Source organism: uncultured Algoriphagus sp. (assembly GCF_963974835.1).
Classification (GTDB): domain Bacteria; phylum Bacteroidota; class Bacteroidia; order Cytophagales; family Cyclobacteriaceae; genus Algoriphagus.
Genome location: NZ_CAXBET010000001.1, coordinates 652,263 through 672,584, shown reverse-complemented (window position 1 = coordinate 672,584; position 20,322 = coordinate 652,263). Strand labels below are relative to the sequence as shown.

Below are 20,322 nucleotides of genomic sequence, written 5' to 3'. Positions count from 1 at the left end.
TATATTAGAATATGGCCACCATAACAAAATCCACACAAGGAGGAGAATTCCTCATAAAGGAAACTGACGCGAAAGACATTTTTATTTTTGAGGAATTCACAGAAGAGCAACAAATGATGGCTCAGGCATGTCAGGATTTTATTGATACGGAGATCACTCCAAATATTAATGAAATTGACAGTATGAAAAATCCAGACTTGGTTCCTTCTATTTTTAAGAAAGCAGGAGATTTGGGACTTTTGGGAATTACAGTCCCTGAGGAATACGCAGGGATGGGAATGAGTTTCAACACTTCTATGCTCATTGCTGATATTATAGGGGCAGCGGGTTCATTTTCTACTACATATGGAGCTCATACAGGTATTGGTACGCTTCCAATTCTTTATTATGGAAATGAAGAGCAAAAGGCAAAATACCTTCCCAAGCTTGCTACTGGAGAATGGGCTGCCTGTTATTGCCTTACAGAACCAGATGCGGGCTCAGATGCAAATAGTGGCAAAACCAAAGCTAAACTTTCTGAAGATGGAAAGACTTACCTAATCAACGGCCAGAAAATGTGGATTTCCAATGCTGGGTTTGCAGATTTATTTATCGTTTTTGCGAAAATCGATGATGATAAGAATCTAACTGCGTTTATCGTTGAAAAGTCGTTTGGTGGGATTACAATGAATGAGGAGGAGAAAAAGATGGGAATCAAAGGCTCCTCTACCCGACAGGTATTCTTTAACGATTGCCCAGTTCCTGTTGAAAATATGCTTTATGAGAGACAAAGTGGGTTTAAAATTGCTGTGAATATTCTAAATATTGGCAGAATCAAATTGGGATCTGGAGTGCTTGGTGGAGTACGTACTGTGATATCTCAGGCCGTTAAATATGCAAATGAGCGTAAGCAATTTGGAGTAAGCATCAGCAGTTTTGGAGCGATCAAGTCAAAGCTGGCCGAAATGGCTGTAAAGTCTTACGTCTCAGAATCTCTTTGCTATCGTGCTGGTCAGGATATTGAGGATAAAATCACAGCACTTGAAACTGACGGAATGGATCCTACCCAGGCTAAATTGAAAGGTGTTGAAGCATTTGCCATAGAGTGTGCTATTTCAAAAGTGCATGGATCAGAAGTTCTTGACTACGTAGTGGATCAAGGTGTTCAAATCTATGGAGGTATGGGTTATTCTGCAGATGCTCCTATGGAGCGTGCATACCGTGATGCAAGGATTGCGAGAATCTACGAGGGAACAAACGAAATCAATCGCATGCTGATGGTGGGAATGCTTCTGAAGCGAGCGATGAAAGGTGAGATCAATATTTTTGACCCCGCAATGGCTGTTTCCAAAGAACTTACCTCTGTTCCTTCATTTGAGACAATCGACACTTCTGAGCTTTTCGCAGCAGAAAAAGAAGTACTGAAAAAGTTAAAGAAAGTATTCCTGATGGTAGGTGGCAAAGCTGCTATGACTCTTCAGGATAAAATTGAAGATGAGCAGGAAATCATGATGAATCTGGCTGATGTGATGATCGAGATTTACGCAAGTGAATCCGCGATTCTTCGTACCGAGAAGTTAGTTTCTATAAAGGGAGAAGATGCCTGCAAGAACCAAATTGCTATGGCACAGATTTATCTTTCAGAGGCTGTGGACAAAGTCAATACTGCTGCGAAAGAAGCGATTGGTAGTTTCACTAAAGGTGATGAGCAAAAAGTCATGCTGATGGGCTTAAAAAGATTTACGAAATCTGAGCTTTATAACACAAAAGAACTGAGAAGACAGGTGGCTGATTATATGATTGATCAGGGTAAATATCCCTTTTAAAGCTTGATTTTAATTACAGATTTTTCTTTAAAAAATAATTAAACCTTCTTTGATTGAGAGCTTGAGAATTCCCCATAACTTAACGGAATTCACAATTAACATCAGAGAAATCATGGCTAAGCAACCAGAAGGTAAACCTAAGAACGATAAATCTGCGGCTACCAAAACGTTAAAAGAAAAGCGTGCTGTAAAAGCCGCTAAGAAAGAAAGTAAGAAAAAGGATTAGATCAGATTAAAAAAACAGGGGCTTATCACTCCTGTTTTTTTATGCGGACATTTTAGAAATTTTTAGCGTTGGCTTTCATTAGCAGGTCTATATTTTAAGAGTTACTAAATTCTAATTTAATCAGGAGAATATGTAAAACTCAGTGAATCTCGATGCCCCATTGAGAAAATTCATCAATTACTTGATAGTCATGATGAATTTGGTGTTACTAGTATGTAATGTTAAAAGCAGGTGATATCGCATATTACTGAATCTAGATTAAAGCGTTTGACATGATATCCTGCAGGCATACTCGCTTATTTTCTTGGGTAAATTGAAAGTAATAAATGAAAAGTCAGATTCATTTTACGATCTGTTTTGTAAGTAGTAAAAAAAGATTATAAACGGTTCAAATATTAATAAGGATTAATTTAGCTTAGTAGAAATATAATTTTGAACATGAAAAAAAGTATTAAGAATACATTTTTATGGATTAGATCAAAAATTTTGCTTATTACTCCAGGCAAATCATCAACTAAGGGAGCAGCTGTTGGTTTGATCATTCTTATTGTTTCATTGGTTCTTATTAATTCAATTTTATCGGCTTTTCAGATAGGAGATCCGTGGTATTTACTTTTTGGCATCTTGACACTTCTATTAGCCTACTTACTGGGATTATTAGGTGCTTGGCTAATCGTAATTATTTCTGGGATTCCACGATTATATAGGGTCGCTTTGATCATGTCGGTTCCATTACTGTTCTTATTGGTATATGGACAACTCGTTTTAATTGTTGGTCTGATTATAATCTCCTCACTTTTAGGAGCTGCGTTTTATATATTCAGAAGGTCTAGATTTTCATCATTGAAAGTACCCCAGCGAGTTATTTCTGTGTTGGGATTGATAATTGGCCTATTCGGTTTGGGATTGGCCGTATACTTTTACTCACTTACGGGAATGGAAGTAGATCCAATTGAAAATGCTGCCTTACTTTCTACTGTTAAAATCTCTGCTATTCTCGGGGATTCTCCCGCTAAACTTGGTACTTATAAAGTTAAAACTATTACCTATGGAAGTGGGAACGATAAACACCGACCTGATTTCGCAGAAAAGGTTACATATAATTTTTTGACTGATTCTGTTAATGGAGTCGCATTTTTAGATAATTGGAAGGACTTTTCAGGCTGGTGGAGAGAGAAGTATTGGGGTTTTGACGATAAATCCTTGCCGATAAACGGGAGGGTATGGTATCCTGACGGGCCTGGAACTTTCCCTCTTGTTTTAATAGTCCACGGAAATCACAGCATGCAGGACTATTCTGATCCAGGATATGAGTACCTCGGAGAGCTGCTCGCTTCCAGGGGGATGATTTTGGTATCTGTAGACGAGAATTTCATAAATGGATCTTGGACAGACATTTTTAAAGGATTGGAAAAGGAAAATGATGCTAGAGCTTGGCTATTGCTGGAGCACTTAAAGGTTTGGCACAAGTGGAATTCTAAGGACGATCATCCTTTCTATAATAAAGTTGATATAGATAGAATCGCGCTTATTGGACACTCCCGAGGTGGGGAAGCCGTCGCACATGCAGCGTTGCTAAATGAGTTGGACTATTATCCTGATGATGCTACCATTAAGCTTGATTATCATTATAAAATTAAATCTATCATTGCGATAGCTCCAGTAGACGGGCAGTATGAATCGGGAGATACTAGAACCAAACTCAAGGATATCAATTATTTTGTAATTCATGGCGCTCAGGATGCGGATGTTTCTTCTTACATGGGGTCTATGCAATATGAAAGAATAACTTTTGAAGATACCAGCTACCATTTCAAATCAGGGCTATATGTATATGGTGCTAACCATGGTCAATTTAATAGTTCATGGGGGCAGAATGACACCGGAAGTCCGTTTTTAGGACTTTTAAACCTTAAGCAGCAGCTTGATGAGGATGCTCAGCAACAGATTGCTAAAGTTTACATTTCAGCTTTTCTGGATGCTACTTTGTTAGGCAAAAAGCAGTTTCTGCCTCTTTTTGTGGATGCTCGAAAAGGAAAGAATTGGCTGCCAGAGACTATTTATCTAAGTCAATTTGAGGATTCTAAAACGAAAATCCTGGCTGACTTCGAAGAAGATTTCGATGTAGAAACTGCATCTTTGGACTCAAGCTTTATCCAATCTGAAAAACTCACTGTTTGGAGAGAAGCAGAAATCCAATTGAAATGGGACAAAAAGGGCTCTCGAGCCTCACATATTGGATGGGACTATGAAGTGGAGGATAGCCTAAAGGAAAAAAAAGCGATAGATGTAGTAGCGGACTCTTTAATTGCAAGTTATAGCTTGAATTTTAACCCTTCTCCTTTTTTGCTTGATTCTACAAGTGTTTTGACATTTTCTATGGCTGAATCAACAGAGGATTCCAATCCAAAATCATCCGGAAAATGGGTGGCTGATGATGATGATTCAAATAATGATAACGTAGAAGAGAAAGAGAAGCCTGAAATCAATAATAAAGAGGAGAACGGTAAGGAGAAAAAAGCTAAGACTCCACTGGATTTTTCTATCTATCTGATTGATTCTGCAGGTCAATCTGTCAAATTTCTTTTGAGTGAATTTTCACCTTTACAGCGGGAAATAGCAGTCAAAATCTGGAAATCTGATTTTATCAAAGGTGATTCTGAGTCTGAAAATATTTTTCAAACCTTCTATTTTAATTTAGGAAGATTTGCAAAACTTAATCCGTCATTCAGATTGAGCAAGCTTAAAACTGTAAAGTTTGTCTTTGACCAAAGTACTTCAGGAGTCGTGTTAGTTGACAATATTGGATTTAGTAGCAGGTTGAATTAAAGTAGTTTGAATTGTAATACTTTGCTTGATCAAATTACGCTGGAATTGGAGAGTATTTCCATTGCTATAAGCATAGGATTTCTCTTAATTTTTTCTACTGTGAATTTCGTTGCCTGTAAGTGTTCAGCTAACGTGAAAAGCAAAAAATCAATCACACTTCTAGGCGTCATTCTATGTAGTATAGCTACTTTAGTTTTAATTGTTCAGCAATTTGCCACCAATGTCTTCGGGGTGTTATTGCTCTAGGAATTATTTAGACATGTTCTTGTATAGAATGGATAAATAAGAAAAGAAGCCAAGGATACAATAATTCAGAAGTATACTTTCCAGCCCCAGTAATTATACAACAGGTCACTGAGACTGGAAACGTAAAAATCAATCCTTTTTAACTCCTGTAGTATCCGGCTTAGCCGGTGGAGTACTTTTAGGGAAAAATCCCTTCAGCAACTTCTTTGCTTCATCTACCGCCTTGTCTTTGGCCACGTCTACCTGTTTCTCTAATTCCTTTTTAGCACTATCCTGAGCTACTTCGGACTTGGCCTTAAGCACCTGCTTCAAACTATCCTGAGCATTATTGAATTGCTCTGTAGCTTGGGTTTGAAGTCCTTTTGCTTCTCCAGTCACTCTAGCTTTGAGCGCATTTGCGAGTAAGGATTCAATACTATTACCACCAGCCAGAGAAATTTTAGGAGAATTGTATGTTCCAGATAAATTCAATGCAAGTGGAATTGTAGTGTTTTCATCCATTGCAGTTCCGGATATAGATGAAAGTAATGTATTAGCTTGAGCTCCAAATTTCCCTGCAGGAATCTGCATGTTCAGTAAGTAATTTATGGATCCATCAAAGCCAGCAGTTCCCTGCACGTTAGCCTGATAGTCCCAAAGTTTCACGTCAAAAGGCTTTACATCCATTATTCCATTTTCTATGGTGATAGGAATGGATATATTCTTCATCTGTAGCGTATTAATATCCTTAAGCTTGGTAAGACTTGTGATTCCTTCCAAAATTTTACTGTCTTTCAGAGCTGTTTCAAGCACTTTTAATACCCCTTGGCCATCCAAGCTGGATAGAAGCGGCATCATATCCTGACCAAGTTTTCCTGAAAAATTAAGATTGGAATTAAATTTTCCAGTTAGGTTTTGGGCAATCGGCGCAAAAGCTTTGACTGTATTAAATGACTTGAAAGCCTCTGCAATACTTAACTCAGCAATGTTCAGATTGAATTTAAAGGAAGGAGCAGTTAGATCTCTGGGATCGTAGTTTCCTGCCAAACCTATCGTACCACCCAATGTCTTCATGGAAGCATCAGAGAAGGTTAAGACCCCATCTTTTAGAGACATGTTTCCTTTTACATCTTTGAGGTCCAAGTTATCGTAGAGCACTTCAGTTGCTGCCACGCTCATGTTAAAATCAATATTTTTCGGTAGTTCGATGACGGTAAGCTCAGCGTTGGTAGTATCTGTTGAAGTGTCCTCACTCATCCACTCGTTCACATTGAATCGGCTACTGTTCATGGTAAGCTGGCCTTTTAGTGTGCCATTTTCTCCCAAGAAATAGTCCATGTAGTTTGATAGGAAACCAGTTGCCTGAAGAGGGCTTTCGCCGATCTTAGAATCAAATTCCGTCAGATTTATTCGCTCTGGAGTGAATTCGGCTTTTGCATTGTTTATTTGCACACCCTGTGGTACGTCGGTAGAGCTGTACTTAAAATTACTCACATTCATTGTACCTTGGGTTTCCAATTGATTGTATTTCTCTGCTTCCAGTGCTGCATAAGAACCTTTGGTGTTGATATCTGCCTGAATTCGTCCTTCCATAGTCATATCATCCATAGGAAAAATGGCCAAAATCTTTTTGAGATCTACTCCGCCTTTGATTTCCCCATCCCAAATCAACTTTTCAAAATCACGGATTTTCATATTTCCGTTGATTGCCTCACCTTCCAGTTCAAACCCAAATCGACTTAAATCAACTAGAAAATCTGTCATACTTCCACTTGGATTTTGGACTGAGGCATTCACATTCAGTTTCTCGATAGGTGCTGGATAATCGGCACTTTTTACATAGCCGTTTGCCAAAAGCATCTTGGCATTGATAGCAGGAATAATCCCAGCCACAGAATCATATCTGCCTTTTGCGGTAGCATCCACATCCAGATTTCCTTTCATCGCCATTCCTTCAATGGGAAAAATGGAGGTCAGTTCTTCCAGGTCCAGTTTGCCTTTCAGCGCAGCATCAATGGTGTAGGTAATTAAATCGGATAGGTATAATTTTCCGGAAATAGGATTGCTTCCAAAGTCCAAATTGAATGAAGGAATGGAAACTGATGTATTATCAATATTGTCCGTGTCGTTTTTGACTTGCAGATCAAGGTTCACGTTTTTTACAGGCCGTGGCAAATCCGGATATTGAAACATTCCATCTGCCACTTTCAGTGAAATATCGAAAGAGGGAGTTTTGTTTTCGTTATAAATTCCTTTGACTTTCCCGTTAAAATCCATGGTTCCGGAAGTCTTCAAACTAGAAAAACTCTCTGAATAGATTCCAGGAACTAGAGATAAAATACTTTTAAATTCGTTATCTATTCCTTCCATAGCGATATCCATTTCCGTGTCATCGCCTGGCATAGCGAGATAGCCGCTAAGTCCAAACTTAAAATCATTCAGCTGAAAATTGCTTTCGCCGAGAGTGAATTTCATGTTTTCCAAGTCGATGTTTAGAAGCGTTTCGCCTTTCAACGTTTTATCTGAAATATAGCTTACATCTTCATAGGTTATGTCAGCAATAAGCGCTTCTAGCTCAATTGGCAAATCATAAACATCAGCGGTGAAATCTCCTGAACCTTTGGCATTTATTCCTCCCAATGCCATGAAATAATTTAGTTGTCTGTCGTCATACACAACGTTTAAGTTGCTGATTTGCATCTCATCCACACCAATTTTGAAATTGCTTTCGGATGATACTTCAACGGTATCTTCCGAAGGAAATGTAATATCGTAGTTGGCGGTGCCGTCTTCCAGAACACTTATGTACAGATTTCCTCCATTTAGATGTACTCCAGTAAGAGTGGGATAATCGTCGAAAAGCACAGATTTTAGGTTTAAATCTATTGCGAACTCACGAAGTGAAACCAAGGTGTCATTTTCAAAGGGAGCGTTCCCAACAATATCAAAATCCTTAATCCGGGCAGAGACGTTAGGGAATCTTCTAAAGAGACTTAGGCTAACGTTGTCAATATCATAGATCACTTTGGCATTCACAGATTGGGCAATTTCCTTGTTAATCCGTTCAACGATTTTGTCTTTGAATATAAAAGGAACAGTTGCAGCTGCAACTATCAAAAAGATAAATACACCAAGGATGATTAGGAGTGTCTTTTTCATAAAGAGTCTTTAATAAGTCAATTTGAGAAATAATCCCATGCCATTTAAGTAAATGCAAATAATAGCATTAGCAAGAGTAATTACGAAGTTTCGCTAACAAGAGGTTAGTTACTAACAATTTTTAAACCTTAAAAGGTCAGAAACGCTAATTAACTACCTGGAAAAGAGATACCCTTCACACGTCGGTAGAGATTCAGCGCATATTTGTCTGTCATGCCTGATATGAAATCCACCAGAGAGCGAAGCAGAGGGTATGGGTTCACTTCTGCACCCCAGCCTTTCATCGGAAAGTCTTCTGGCAAAAGCCTGAGGATACTTTTGTCCTTGCCAGAGAAATTTTCCGGGTCGTAAAACTGGTGATAAAGCGCTTTGGAAAAAACCTCTAATAATCCTTCCAACACCTGAAAACCTGCCGCTTCTTTTTCCAACACAATCTGCGATCTGTAAATTTTCTGAACTGAGACTTCTGTGATTTTCTGTAGAAATTTGGAGGATGGAATAATATCCGTCAAGGCTTTGTCAAAATTCCCCTTGCACATACTTTCCTCATAATTGGAGAAAACTTCTACACATTCCTGTATCAGTTCACCGATCGCCAAGGCACGCAGCGCTCCTAAATTCTGGGTTTCTGTTCTAGGTTCTTCCAATTTTTTAGGATCAAATTTATCCTTTAAAATTGGCGCAAGAAGGGTTACTGTTTCTTCAAAACTTACCAGCCCCAATGTACATCCATCTTCAAGATCGATGATGCTGTAGCAAATGTCATCGGCTGCTTCCACCAAGAATGCTAGTGGATGTCTATACCAGCATTCAGGACTTGATTTTTGCATCCCTAACACTGCGCCCATCTGCTCAAAATCCACCAGCTGATTTATGAAAAACCCATACTTCTTTTGACTTCTGCGTGCAATATCACGCTGTGCAATCATACTAGGTCTTGGATATTTAGTAAAAGCCGCCAGCGTAGCATAAGTCAACTTTAGGCCAAATTGCTTGGAAACAAGCATTCTAAACCCTTGGGCATTCCCTTCGAAACTATGCAGATCTGCCAATTGCTCTGTGCGCACATGAGTTTCCCAGCATTTTCCGGCAGGGTGGAATTTGAAAAAATCAGAAATAGCTTCTTCACCGGCATGACCAAACGGAGGATTGCCAATATCATGGGTCAAAGCTGCTGCTGCTACTATAGCCCCGATTTCAAATGGGGTGACTCCTGTCTTAATTAGTTGGGGGTATTTTTCCAGAAGCATTTCGCCTGCCGCTTTACCTAAAGACCTACCTACACTCGATACTTCGAGGCTATGGGTTAATCTAGTGTGTACGAATGCTTGTTCAGGCAGTGGAAAGACCTGTGTTTTATCCTGAAGGTTACGAAACGGAGCCGAAAAAATAATGCGATCATAATCGACTTCAAATTCACTTCTTGCTACTTGTGTAGGTATAAAACCCGGCTTGTCTCCAAATCTGCCCCTAGCTAAAAGGCGTTCCCATTTCATCATTCCCAAAAATAAGAAGGATTCCCTGAAGGAGTAAGTTTTTGTTATCAAGTCTTGGCATGGAACTTGGAATTTCCTTGGCTCAAATATTTAATTACTCATATGAAAAATTTATTTTCTTACTTAATTATTTCAATTCTTGCTTTTGCAGGCTTCTCCTGCACCTCAGATGATGAAAACCCAAGCGGGGGATCCGCGCGCGTTAATATTTATCTCGTGGACGCACCTGCATCGTATGATGAAGTATGGATAGAAGTATTGGCCGTTCGTGTCAAAGTCCACGAAAATGGGACAGATGATGATGATTTTGATGATGATGACGATGAATCTTCTTGGGAAGAGATCGTATATGATGAAAGTCAACCCATAAATCTTTTGGACTTGACAGGTGGAAACAGTGAGCTTCTGGGAACAGAAGATTTTCCGGAGGGAGAGATCAGCCAGATTAGATTAATACTCGGTGAGAATAATTATGTAGTCAAAAATGGGGATAGATATGATATGAAAACTCCAAGTGCACAGCAGAGTGGTTTGAAAATTAAAGTAGATGAGTATATCGAAGCAGGTATGTCGTATGATTTGGTTATCGATTTTGATGCTGCCAAATCAATTGTGGAGGCTGGTAATTCGGGTCAGATTATCCTGAAGCCTGTATTGAGAGCATACTTGGATGAGATATCTGCTGGGATCATGGGTCAGACACTTCCTGTGGGAGCTCGACCTGTTCAAGTGAGCGCTCAAAAAGGCGATGAAGAAATGAACACATTTGTAGATGCCAATGGAAATTATAAAATCACCGGATTAGATGATGGTATATACACGCTTACTTTCACTCCTAACAATACCTACAAAGTTCTGGTATTGGAGGGGATTGAAGTTGAGGATGGGTTGATTACTACGGTCGACCCCGTTGTGCTAAGTCTCAATTAAAGCATATAAGACCAGCTTAGGCTGGTCTTTTTTTATCTAGGTTCGCTTGAATCTCTGCATTTAAGAGATTTGGACTAAATTTACTTTGTGAAAAAACTGCGCTTACTCCTTTTATCTATCATCTGTGTGCTCTTTATATCTTCCTGCGAAGATCCGGATTCCAGTCCTAAAGCACTTTTAAATCTTCTTTTGGTAGATAGTCCTGCTTCTTGGGATTCTGTTTTTGTGGAAATAAAAGGTGTTGATATTGAAGTGTTGGTAGAAGGGAGGGAAACTCAAACACAGACATTTTTCTTAGAATATAAATCAGGAGATAAACGGATAAAAGTAAGTGAGCTAGTCGGCGGAAATACGTTATTAGTCGGGAGAAGTGAGCTTCCTGTTGGACAGATTACCAAGGCTACCATAGTATTGGGCGAAGATCATTCTATGTTTTTTGATGAAAAAGAATATGTTCTGGCACTGGCTGATGGCTCTTCAAGCCAAATAATTTTGCCAACAGCAATAGATACTGATCAGGGAGTATCTTATGATATAATCTTGGATTTAGATCTTGAAAAATCAATCGTTCAAGTCTCGGAATCTCCACTTACTTATGAGCTTGATCCTATCTTTAAGTTGATAAAAGGGGCAGGAACTGTAGAATTGAGTGGGAATCTAAAACCAGTATCGCTCTATCCCGCAATCTATTTATTCAATGAAAAAGACTCTTTTTCCACCCACATCAATACTTCCGGAAATTTTTTGTTTCGAGTTCCTATGGATAAATACCAAGTATTCATGGACCCTAAAAATGAACTCTACCAGGATACCACATTCAATCTAGACCTGACAGCTGATCTGGATAGCGTGCTAAAGAACATTACATTTAAACTCAAACCCTAATGGCTTCAGATGAACTCTACATGCAAAGAGCTCTCGAACTTGCTGAGAATGGACGGGGAAAAGTAAGTCCAAACCCCATGGTGGGCTGTGTAATCGTGCATGAAGATAAGATTATCGGGGAAGGTTATCATCAGGAATTTGGCAAAGCCCATGCAGAAGTCAATGCGGTAAATTCTGTGAAAAATCCGGGATTACTTTCCCATGCGACAGTATATGTAACTCTTGAGCCTTGTGCCCATTTCGGTAAGACACCACCTTGCGCCAATTTATTGGTAGAGAAGAAAGTTAAAAAAGTAATTATAGCGGCTTTCGACTCCAACCCTTTGGTCGGTGGAAAAGGGATTCAGATATTGAAAGATGCAGGAATTGATGTTCAAACGGGCCTTTTGGAAAAGGAGGCTCGAATCCAAAACAAGCGATTTTTCACTCAGATCGAAAAGAAACGGCCGTATGTGATTTTGAAATGGGCACAAACTCTCGATGGTTTTGTTGCTAGGGAAGATTACACTTCAAAGTGGATTACCAATTCATCCAGCCGCCAATTAGTACACAAATGGAGAGCCGAGGAAGACTCGATTATGGTTGGTAAAAATACAGCCAAATACGATGATCCTGCATTAAATGTTAGAGATTGGGTGGGGAAAAACCCAGTTAGAATAGTTTTAGATGCCAAGTTGGAACTTCAAAATTCCCTTAAATTATTTGATGAAGCGGTTCCTACGATTTGCTTCAACACGCTGAAATCCGAAATCCGGGGAACTCTTGAGTATGTTAAACTTAGTCCCAATTTTCAGATCAAGGATATTTTAGAGGAGCTATATCAGCGGAATATTCAAAGTGTAATCATTGAAGGCGGAAGTTATTTATTAAATAAGTTTCTGGCTTCCGAACTTTGGGATGAAGCCCGTGTGTTTACAAGCAGTAACAAATTCGGGAGCGGCATAGCAGCGCCAATCCCTCCTGCCCCAGTATCGGAAACCATTCAGATATTGGAAGATACCTTAAGAATTTATCATCATGTCTGAAAGCCTATACATACCAGAATCCGCTACAAAAGCAGAAAAATACGAAGCAATTTTGCCACAGATTGAAGCCCTTATTACAGGAGAACCAGATCTATATGCGAATCTTGCTAATATCTCCGCTGCATTAAAAGAAGCTTTTGACTTTTTCTGGTGTGGTTTCTACTTGGTCAAAGAAAACCAGTTGGTCTTAGGGCCCTTTCAAGGTCCGATTGCTTGCACCAGGATTTCTCTAGGAAAAGGGGTATGCGGTACAGCCTGGCAAGAAGGTAAAACAATTGTTGTACCTGATGTAGATGCTTTCCCAGGTCATATCGCCTGTAGCTCTGCCTCCAAATCCGAGATTGTTGTTCCTGTATTTAAAGGTGGAATAGTCGCAATGGTTCTTGATGTGGATTCTGATCAGCTGGATGATTTTGATAGTGTGGATCAGGAATATCTGGAGAAGTTGATGGGGATTTTTGGAAGACAGTTATAAATATTAAACGTCTTTTATTTTCCTACAAAACTCTCTTAGGATCTCTATACACTCTTCCTTTTGCTCTATCATTCCGAGATGTCCCACACCTTCTAATTCGTAATAATCAGAGACTGAGGATTTGTGAGCACGACTGTCATCAATTTTTACAGCACCGTCTTGCATTCCTGCAATCATCAATTTCGGGCCTGAGAAATTACTTAAAATTTGGAGGCGGTCCTTTCTATTCCGCATAGCTTTAGTGTAAAGAATTAGCCCTTGCAAAGTCGATTGCTTTGCTTGGTCGATTGCTATTGCAATTTCACCTTGTAAATTATCTCTTTTATTCTCCGGGATAAGTGGAGGCACAAACGAAGTCACAAAGGTATCTACACCATGCTTTTTCAAAAAAGTAATTGTTCTATCCCTCATGCCTTTCTTCTCCTCTGTATCTGCAAAGGCAGTAGAATGGAACAGCCCCACTCCTTTCAATTTGGAGCCCATTAACTCCAACAATGCCAAAGTCACATAACCTCCAAGAGAATGTCCTATGACAATGGGTTCATGAATTGAGTTCTCCTCCATCCATTCTTCTAGTTGGACGGCTAATTCTTCCAAGTTATTTTGAGAAAGTGTCAAAGGGGATTTTCCACATCCTGGGAGATCTGGACATATCACTCTAAAATCAACGGAAAGTTTCTCTGCGAAATCTCTCCACATTTCTCCGATTTCGCAAAAACCATGAATAAGAATAACAGGCTGACCTTGGCCTTTTTCAAAAAAATGAATCGCTGACATTTGTTGTTTAAACTGTTTTGGCAATTTCAGCCATAGTTCTCACGGCTGCTGCTATACCCTCTGGATCAAAGCCGCATTCACGATGAAGCTCCATTTGCTCTCCATGCTCAATGATCGCATCAGGAATGCCTAGACGTTTCACTTGAGCCTGATATCCATGATCCATCATCCATTCGATCACTGCGGAGCCGAAACCTCCCATCAGGCAGCCATCTTCCACCGTGATTACTTTCTTGAATTTTCCAAAAATTTCGTGAAGAAGCTCCCCATCAAGAGGCTTCACAAATCGCATATCGTATTGAGCTGGGTTTAGTCCTTCGATAGCTAGTTTTTCGCAGGCTTCTCCCGCATAATTCCCTATGTGGCCAATAGTAAGAATAGCTATTTCTTCACCTTCTTTCACGATTCGCCCCTGACCTAGCGGAATTTCCTCAAATGGCGTTTTCCATTCTGGCATGACACCTTTTCCCCTAGGATATCTTATAGAATAAGGACCATTATGTATGGATGCTGAATACATCATGTTGCGAAGCTCTTCTTCGTTCATTGGTGCAGAAACAACCAAATTTGGAACACATCTGAAGAAAGCAATGTCATATGCTCCATGATGCGTAGGTCCGTCAGCTCCAGCAAAGCCAGCTCTATCCAGGCAAAATACTACCGGAAGATTTTGAAGACATACATCATGAAGTACCTGATCGTATGCACGTTGCATAAATGTGGAGTAAATATTACAGAAAGGAACAAGTCCTTGTGTAGCCAAGCCGGCAGAAAAAGTTACCGCATGCTGCTCAGCAATTCCTACGTCAAAAGCTCTATCCGGCATTGCTTTCATCATAATATTCATAGAAGAACCAGAAGGCATTGCAGGAGTAACTCCCATAATTCTATCATCCTGTTCAGCCAATTCTACTAAAGTATGTCCAAAAACATCTTGATATTTGGGTGCTTGAGGAGTGCTTGGAGTATGTTTGTATATTTCCCCGGTTACTTTATCAAAAGCTCCAGGAGCATGCCAGGTCGTTTGGTTTCCTTTTTCAGCTGGACCATATCCTTTACCTTTCATTGTCACGCAATGAAGGATTTTAGGTCCTGGAATATCTTTTAAATCTTTAAGTACTTCAGCCAAATGATTCACATCGTGTCCATCCACAGGACCGAAATATCGCAGATTTAATGACTCAAATAAATTGCTTTGATTGAGTAAGGCGGATTTTATTCCTCCTTCTACTTTGGACAATACATCTTGTGCGCTAATCCCAAACTTGCTCAGCTTTCCCAATATCTTCCAAACTTCATCTTTCGCTTTATTGTAAGTTTTGGAAGTAGTAATGTCAGTAAGATAATCTTTAAGAGCACCAACGTTTGGGTCGATAGCCATGCAATTATCATTTAGGATGATCAGCAAGTTGGTGTCTGTGACACCGGCATGGTTCATTGCTTCAAAAGCCATTCCTCCCGTCATTGACCCATCGCCGATTACAGCAACGTGTTGTTTTTTGGGAAGGCCTTTGTATTGGGAGGCCACCGCCATTCCCAATGCAGCTGATATAGATGTGCTGGAGTGCCCTACTCCAAACGTATCATATTGACTTTCTTTTCTTTTTGGAAATCCAGAAAGTCCTCCGTAAACACGGTTGGTATGAAAACGATCTTTTCTTTCTGTAAGGATCTTATGGCCATAAGCCTGATGCCCTACATCCCAAACAAGCTGATCTTCGGGAGTATCGAGCACGTAATGAAGGGCAACTGTAAGCTCTACTACACCAAGACTAGCACTGAAATGGCCTCCGTAAACGGATACATTATCAATGATAAACTGTCGAAGTTCATCACAGATTTGTACCAGTTTTTCCTTAGGAAATTTCTTAAGGTCAGCGGGGCTGTTAATTTGGGCTAATAATTCTCCTGGTTTAATGAGCATTTTACAGCGGTAATGTGTTCAAACAAGCATAACAACAACTATGCTTCTTTGTTTTCCAATCTACAAATTTTGTCGAAAAGGCAATAGCCTCTTTCTCCTGCCGTTTCCAATTAATTTAGCTTAATTGAATATCTTTGGCTACAAGGTGGCAAAATTAACCAATAATTTAAATATCCTTTGAGTTTCGAAATCAAATTACCACTCTTCGAAGGTCCTTTTGACCTGATGCTCTTCTTCATCGAGCGCGATGAACTGGATATTTATGATATTCCTATTTCCAAGATTACCAATGACTTCTTGGATTATGTGCATCATATGGAGCAAATGGAAATGGAAGTCGCCAGTGATTTTATTCTCTTTGCAGCTACTTTGATGAAGATTAAATCACGTATGCTACTTCCTAGACCGGAACTAAATGAGGATGGTGAGGAAATAGATCCGCGTGAGGAATTGATCAGAAATCTATTAGAATATAAAAAATACAAGTCTGTCATCGAAGAGCTATCGGCCATGGAGGGAGAAGAGCTTTCGAAGGAAAAGCGAGGAAATATAGAAGCGGAATTGAAAGCACTACGTAAAGTCGATGATGTGGATGCCGAAATGCAGGATATGGATCTGTACAAATTACTGAAAGTGTTTCAGCGCACGATGGCCAAAATGGCTTCACGAGTAGATGAAACAAAACATACTGTAATCCAGTATCCTTATACTATTGAACAGCAAAAAGACTTTGTGTTGGAGAAAATCAGTTTTAAGAATAAAGTGCCATTTGCTGATTTCATCAGCTATAAACCCGATAAAATTTTTGTGATATACACCTTCCTAGCAATTTTAGAATTACTGCAACTTTCCAAGGTTACCATCGTGATCGGAGATGGTTTTAACAACTTTTGGGTAGAAAAGACTGAGCCAATAGCTGCTGCCTAGCGTATGAAATCAAGCATGTCACAGGCGGCTAACACCCCCATATTTCTTTCCGATACGAAATTCCATCTGACCATAAAATGCAACTAAACAGATGAAATTGGATAACAAAAAAATCTTTCAGACACTCAATCCAAATAAAATCTGGGTTCCGGTGATTATTGGCTTAGCAATAGTCTTTGCCATGTTTTACTTTGACCCATCGGTGACGAAGGATTCCCTGAAAAGTATTTTTGATGCATCTGTCCCTTGGGTAATATTGGCCGTAGTGGTAATCTTATTTCGGGATGCAGGATATGTATACAGGATCCGGGAAGTTACTGGTAAGCATTTGACTTGGAAGAGGTCTGTCTATACTATAATTCTCTGGGAGTTTGCATCTGCAGTTACTCCTTCGGTAGTAGGAGGTTCAGCTGTCGCAATTTTTATCTTAAATAAGGAAGGAATCAAATTAGGGAGAGCAGTTGCTTATGTGATGGTGACTGCGATTTTGGATAATTTATTCTTCGTCATAGGTGCCCCAATTATATTGTTTTTTGCACGAGGAGAAATATTTCCTTCAAGCAAGATGCTGGAAGTGCATCTGGAAAATAGTATGGAAGCGATTTTCTGGATATCCTATTCCCTTTATGCTACCTACAGTATAGTGATGGCGGCTGCATTGTTTTATAGACCAAGAGTTTTCAAGTGGGTATTGATAAAAGTATTCTCTATCAAATGGCTTCGCAAATGGAAGCATGATGCTCAAGAATATGGGGACCAGATTATCGAAGCTTCCAAGGAGCTTTCTGGCAAAAGATGGAATTATTGGCTTCCTATTGTAACGGCAACCATCTTTATTTGGAGTTCCAGATACTTGATGTTAAATGCGCTGATATCTGCATTTGTGCCCTTAGTGGCTCACGAGCATGTCATTGTATTTGCAAGACAAGTGATTATGTGGATCGTAATGATGATCTCCCCTACACCTGGTAGTAGCGGCACCGCTGAGTTTTTCTTTGGGCAGTTCTTTACTGAATTCTTGAATGATTACACCTTTGTGACCAGCATTTTATGGAGATTATTATCCTATTACCCCTATTTGATTTTAGGAGCTATTTTCCTTCCACGTTGGGTTAAGCAGGTGTTTTTTAAGAAAAAGCAAAAAAATCCGAAGCAGGATGTTTCAGGAAATTAGTCAAAAACAAATCGCAGAGATCACGGATGGAAGCCGGGCAAATGGAAATGATGAGTTAGCAATAACTCAAATTGCCATAGATTCCCGTCAGATACTTCATCCGCAAAAAACGCTTTTTGTAGCATTAAGGGGTGCTAAAGCTGATGGGGCTGACTTTGTACCTCAATTGGTTGATTTAGGTGTTAAGACATTTTTGGTTCATCAAGATTTTGACGAGAGATCCTTCCCTGATATTTGTTTCATTAAAGTGTCTGATACTAGAAGGGCCTTGCAATTATTGGCCAAATACCAGAGATCATTATTTAAAAATCCTGTTGTAAGTATAGCTGGGAGCAATGGAAAAACGATCGTAAAGGAATGGCTGGGTCAGATCTTGGGACAAAAATACGCCGTGGCCAAAAGCCCAAAAAGTTACAATTCGCAGGTAGGTGTACCGCTTTCGATTTTTGGAATTGAATCCTATCATCAGGTCGCAATTTTGGAAGCAGGAATTTCCAAGGCTGGAGAAATGGCAGCTTTGGAAGAAATGATCAAGCCTAATCTGGGCATTTTCACCAATCTCGGAACAGCACACCAGGAAGGATTTGAAAGTATGGATTCAAAGCTTCAGGAGAAGCTTTCAATTTTCGAAGGTTCAAATTTCCTGATTTATTGCGCGGATCAAAAGCAGGTTTCTGATCAAATAGAGAGCAGGTTTGCACCGGAAAAGCGGATAGGATGGTCTGATAGAGCTGGCTTTGAATTTACTAGATCTGTGAAATTTAAGGGAAATGGATCTCGGTTGATCTTGATGAAATCAGACCTGAGTACACACACATTTCAGGTGCCATTCACCGATGTCGCTTCATTGGAAAATATCACTCATGTGATCATAGCGGCTATGACTTTGGGATTAAGTGTTGAATCCATCCAGGAAGGAATTGCTCATTTGAAGTCGGTGGATATGCGACTAACGCTAAAGGCTGGTATCAATGATTCACTTCTGATCGACGACACCTATAATAATGACTTGGCGGGGCTGAAGGTTGCGCTTGATTTTATGCAGCAGCAGCGCCCAAAGCGACGCAAAATATTGATTTTGTCGGATTTGCTTCAGCAAGGCTCCCCGGAGAAAATCTATGGGGAAGTGTCTGAGTTGATCAAAAAGTACCAGTTTGATCTGCTTTTTGGTGTAGGTAAAGAGATCTTCTATTTAGAAAAAGAGTTTTCTGAATCGTTCCAAGGCTTCAAATCCACTGAGGAGCTATTGGCTAAGCTAGATCCAGAGAGCTTCGCAAATGATATGATATTGATTACCGGAGCTAGAGTATTTGGCTTTGAGGAGGTTGTTAATCGATTGCAGCAGAGAATCCATGGCACGACACTAGAGATCAATCTCAATGCGCTTACCCATAATTATAATTTCTATAAAAAGCTCATTTCCCCAAAAACCAAAGTAATGGTGATGGTGAAGGCTTTCGCCTATGGTGGAGGAGCCGTGGAGATTGCTAATCAGATCCAAACCATGGGGGCAGATTACTTGGGTGTCGCCTTTTCGGATGAAGGTGTCGCTTTGCGAAAGCAGGGGATCAAGCTACCTATAATGGTTTTGAATACTATGCAAGAATCATTTGGGTTGTGCAGTGAATTTAATTTAGAGCCGGTTGTGTTCAGTCCGGATTTTTTTGAGAGTCTGGCCTCTTGGTGTAGTATTCACCAGCAACGAATGAAAATCCATCTCGATATGGATACAGGCATGCATAGATTGGGTTTTGAGAAAAGGCACTTGGCAGAATTGAAAAGCTTGATTAAGGCAAATTCTCAGCTGGATATTGCTTCCATTTATACACATTTGGTAGGTGCTGATGAGGATATTCATCAGGAATTTTCCTTATCTCAATTAAAAACTTTCGAAGAAATGAAAGATGAGATACTGAAAATTCTACCTTATAAACCGATTATTCACGCCCTTAATTCTGCAGGAATAGTCGCATTTCCTGACTTTCAATATGACATGGTAAGGTTGGGAATTGGCTTGTACGGCATAGAAGTTACGGGTAAACATGGCTTGGCTTTGAGGGCTATCAGCACTTTGAAAACCACTATATCTCAGATTAAAGAACTTGAGCCAGGTGAGACAATTGGCTATTCAAGGAAAGGAGTCTTAAACGCAGGAGGAAAAATAGCTACAATTGCCATAGGCTATGCAGATGGTTACGATCGTCGGTTCAGCAATGGAAAAGGCTATGTGCTGGTAAATGGACAAAAAGCTCCTATCATCGGAAACGTGTGTATGGACATGTGCATGGTGGACGTTTCTGGCATGGATGTGAAAGCAGGAGATGAAGCAATCATTTATGGGGACAAAATCTCCTTGAAAGAACTCGCAGACCAAATCGGGACTATCCCTTACGAATTGCTGACGAATATCAGTACTCGGGTGAAGCGTGTATATTACCTGGACTAGGTTTGGTTTTGACTTTGAA

The 20,322-nt window shown here is 39.8% G+C and carries 13 protein-coding genes; 9 read left to right on the top strand and 4 right to left on the bottom strand.

Annotation, left to right across the window (positions count from 1 at the left end; genetic code table 11):
- Positions 1–11 precede the first annotated feature (11 nt).
- Together AACZ73_RS03070 and AACZ73_RS03065 are read left to right on the top strand one after the other, a co-directional pair.
- The gene (locus AACZ73_RS03070; protein ID WP_339875302.1) at positions 12–1,805 is read left to right on the top strand and encodes an acyl-CoA dehydrogenase family protein; all 1,794 of its coding nucleotides are present in this window, start codon (positions 12–14) and stop codon (positions 1,803–1,805) included.
- 664 nt (positions 1,806–2,469) lie between these two features.
- Positions 2,470–4,860 (top strand): hypothetical protein, encoded by a 2,391-nt coding sequence (locus AACZ73_RS03065; protein WP_339875300.1) that lies wholly within the window; start codon positions 2,470–2,472, stop codon positions 4,858–4,860.
- Positions 4,861–5,235: 375 nt separating this feature from the next.
- Here AACZ73_RS03065 and AACZ73_RS03060 read toward each other — a convergent pair whose 3' ends face one another.
- On the bottom strand, positions 5,236–8,244 hold the full coding sequence (locus AACZ73_RS03060; protein WP_339875298.1) for an AsmA-like C-terminal region-containing protein: 3,009 nt from the start codon (positions 8,242–8,244) through the stop codon (positions 5,236–5,238).
- A gap of 149 nt (positions 8,245–8,393) precedes the next feature.
- Complete coding sequence (dgt, locus tag AACZ73_RS03055) at positions 8,394–9,740, bottom strand: dGTP triphosphohydrolase (RefSeq protein ID WP_339876338.1); 1,347 nt, start codon at positions 9,738–9,740, stop codon at positions 8,394–8,396.
- Positions 9,741–9,842: 102 nt separating this feature from the next.
- On the opposite strand from dgt, the gene AACZ73_RS03050 reads away from it, so the two are divergent.
- From AACZ73_RS03050 to AACZ73_RS03035, 4 genes are all read left to right on the top strand, one after another.
- On the top strand, positions 9,843–10,670 hold the full coding sequence (locus tag AACZ73_RS03050) for a DUF4382 domain-containing protein (RefSeq protein WP_339875296.1): 828 nt from the start codon (positions 9,843–9,845) through the stop codon (positions 10,668–10,670).
- Between the two features lie 87 nt (positions 10,671–10,757).
- Entirely contained in the window at positions 10,758–11,555 is a 798-nt protein-coding gene (locus AACZ73_RS03045; RefSeq protein WP_339875294.1) for a DUF4382 domain-containing protein, read from the top strand.
- On the top strand, positions 11,555–12,580 hold the full coding sequence (ribD, locus tag AACZ73_RS03040; protein ID WP_339875293.1) for a bifunctional diaminohydroxyphosphoribosylaminopyrimidine deaminase/5-amino-6-(5-phosphoribosylamino)uracil reductase RibD: 1,026 nt from the start codon (positions 11,555–11,557) through the stop codon (positions 12,578–12,580). Before AACZ73_RS03045 ends, ribD begins: the two co-directional genes overlap by 1 nt.
- Positions 12,573–13,055, top strand: a complete 483-nt coding sequence (locus AACZ73_RS03035) for a GAF domain-containing protein (RefSeq protein WP_339875291.1) — start codon at positions 12,573–12,575, stop codon at positions 13,053–13,055. The genes ribD and AACZ73_RS03035 overlap by 8 nt, the downstream gene beginning before the upstream one ends.
- A 3-nt stretch (positions 13,056–13,058) precedes the next feature.
- Here AACZ73_RS03035 and AACZ73_RS03030 read toward each other — a convergent pair whose 3' ends face one another.
- Both AACZ73_RS03030 and dxs read right to left on the bottom strand, forming a co-directional pair.
- Positions 13,059–13,832, bottom strand: coding sequence for an alpha/beta hydrolase (locus AACZ73_RS03030; RefSeq protein WP_339875289.1), 774 nt, complete (start codon positions 13,830–13,832; stop codon positions 13,059–13,061).
- A 7-nt stretch (positions 13,833–13,839) separates the two neighbouring features.
- The gene (dxs, locus tag AACZ73_RS03025; RefSeq protein ID WP_339875287.1) at positions 13,840–15,756 is read right to left on the bottom strand and encodes a 1-deoxy-D-xylulose-5-phosphate synthase; all 1,917 of its coding nucleotides are present in this window, start codon (positions 15,754–15,756) and stop codon (positions 13,840–13,842) included.
- 177 nt (positions 15,757–15,933) lie between these two features.
- Here dxs and AACZ73_RS03020 point away from each other — a divergent pair, with 177 nt between their 5' ends.
- The 3 genes from AACZ73_RS03020 (at position 15,934) to AACZ73_RS03010 (ending at position 20,303) form a co-directional block, all read left to right on the top strand.
- The gene (locus AACZ73_RS03020; protein WP_339875285.1) at positions 15,934–16,683 is read left to right on the top strand and encodes a segregation/condensation protein A; all 750 of its coding nucleotides are present in this window, start codon (positions 15,934–15,936) and stop codon (positions 16,681–16,683) included.
- Between the two features lie 91 nt (positions 16,684–16,774).
- Entirely contained in the window at positions 16,775–17,857 is a 1,083-nt protein-coding gene (locus tag AACZ73_RS03015) for a lysylphosphatidylglycerol synthase transmembrane domain-containing protein (RefSeq protein ID WP_339875283.1), read from the top strand.
- Positions 17,841–20,303: a bifunctional UDP-N-acetylmuramoyl-tripeptide:D-alanyl-D-alanine ligase/alanine racemase gene (locus tag AACZ73_RS03010; protein ID WP_339875281.1), complete on the top strand. Its 2,463-nt coding sequence runs from the start codon at positions 17,841–17,843 to the stop codon at positions 20,301–20,303. The genes AACZ73_RS03015 and AACZ73_RS03010 overlap by 17 nt, the downstream gene beginning before the upstream one ends.
- Positions 20,304–20,322 lie beyond the last annotated feature (19 nt).

Bases quoted from the DNA above. Each gene is read 5' to 3' on its own strand.
- AACZ73_RS03070 (WP_339875302.1), top strand. From the start codon at position 12: ATGGCCACCATAACAAAATCCACACAAGGAGGAGAATTCCTCATAAAG.
- AACZ73_RS03065 (WP_339875300.1), top strand. From the start codon at position 2,470: ATGAAAAAAAGTATTAAGAATACATTTTTATGGATTAGATCAAAAATT.
- AACZ73_RS03060 (WP_339875298.1), bottom strand. From the start codon at position 8,244: ATGAAAAAGACACTCCTAATCATCCTTGGTGTATTTATCTTTTTGATA.
- dgt (WP_339876338.1), bottom strand. From the start codon at position 9,740: ATGAAATGGGAACGCCTTTTAGCTAGGGGCAGATTTGGAGACAAGCCG.
- AACZ73_RS03050 (WP_339875296.1), top strand. From the start codon at position 9,843: ATGAAAAATTTATTTTCTTACTTAATTATTTCAATTCTTGCTTTTGCA.
- ribD (WP_339875293.1), top strand. From the start codon at position 11,555: ATGGCTTCAGATGAACTCTACATGCAAAGAGCTCTCGAACTTGCTGAG.
- AACZ73_RS03035 (WP_339875291.1), top strand. From the start codon at position 12,573: ATGTCTGAAAGCCTATACATACCAGAATCCGCTACAAAAGCAGAAAAA.
- AACZ73_RS03030 (WP_339875289.1), bottom strand. From the start codon at position 13,832: ATGTCAGCGATTCATTTTTTTGAAAAAGGCCAAGGTCAGCCTGTTATT.
- dxs (WP_339875287.1), bottom strand. From the start codon at position 15,756: ATGCTCATTAAACCAGGAGAATTATTAGCCCAAATTAACAGCCCCGCT.
- AACZ73_RS03015 (WP_339875283.1), top strand. From the start codon at position 16,775: ATGAAATTGGATAACAAAAAAATCTTTCAGACACTCAATCCAAATAAA.
- AACZ73_RS03010 (WP_339875281.1), top strand. From the start codon at position 17,841: ATGTTTCAGGAAATTAGTCAAAAACAAATCGCAGAGATCACGGATGGA.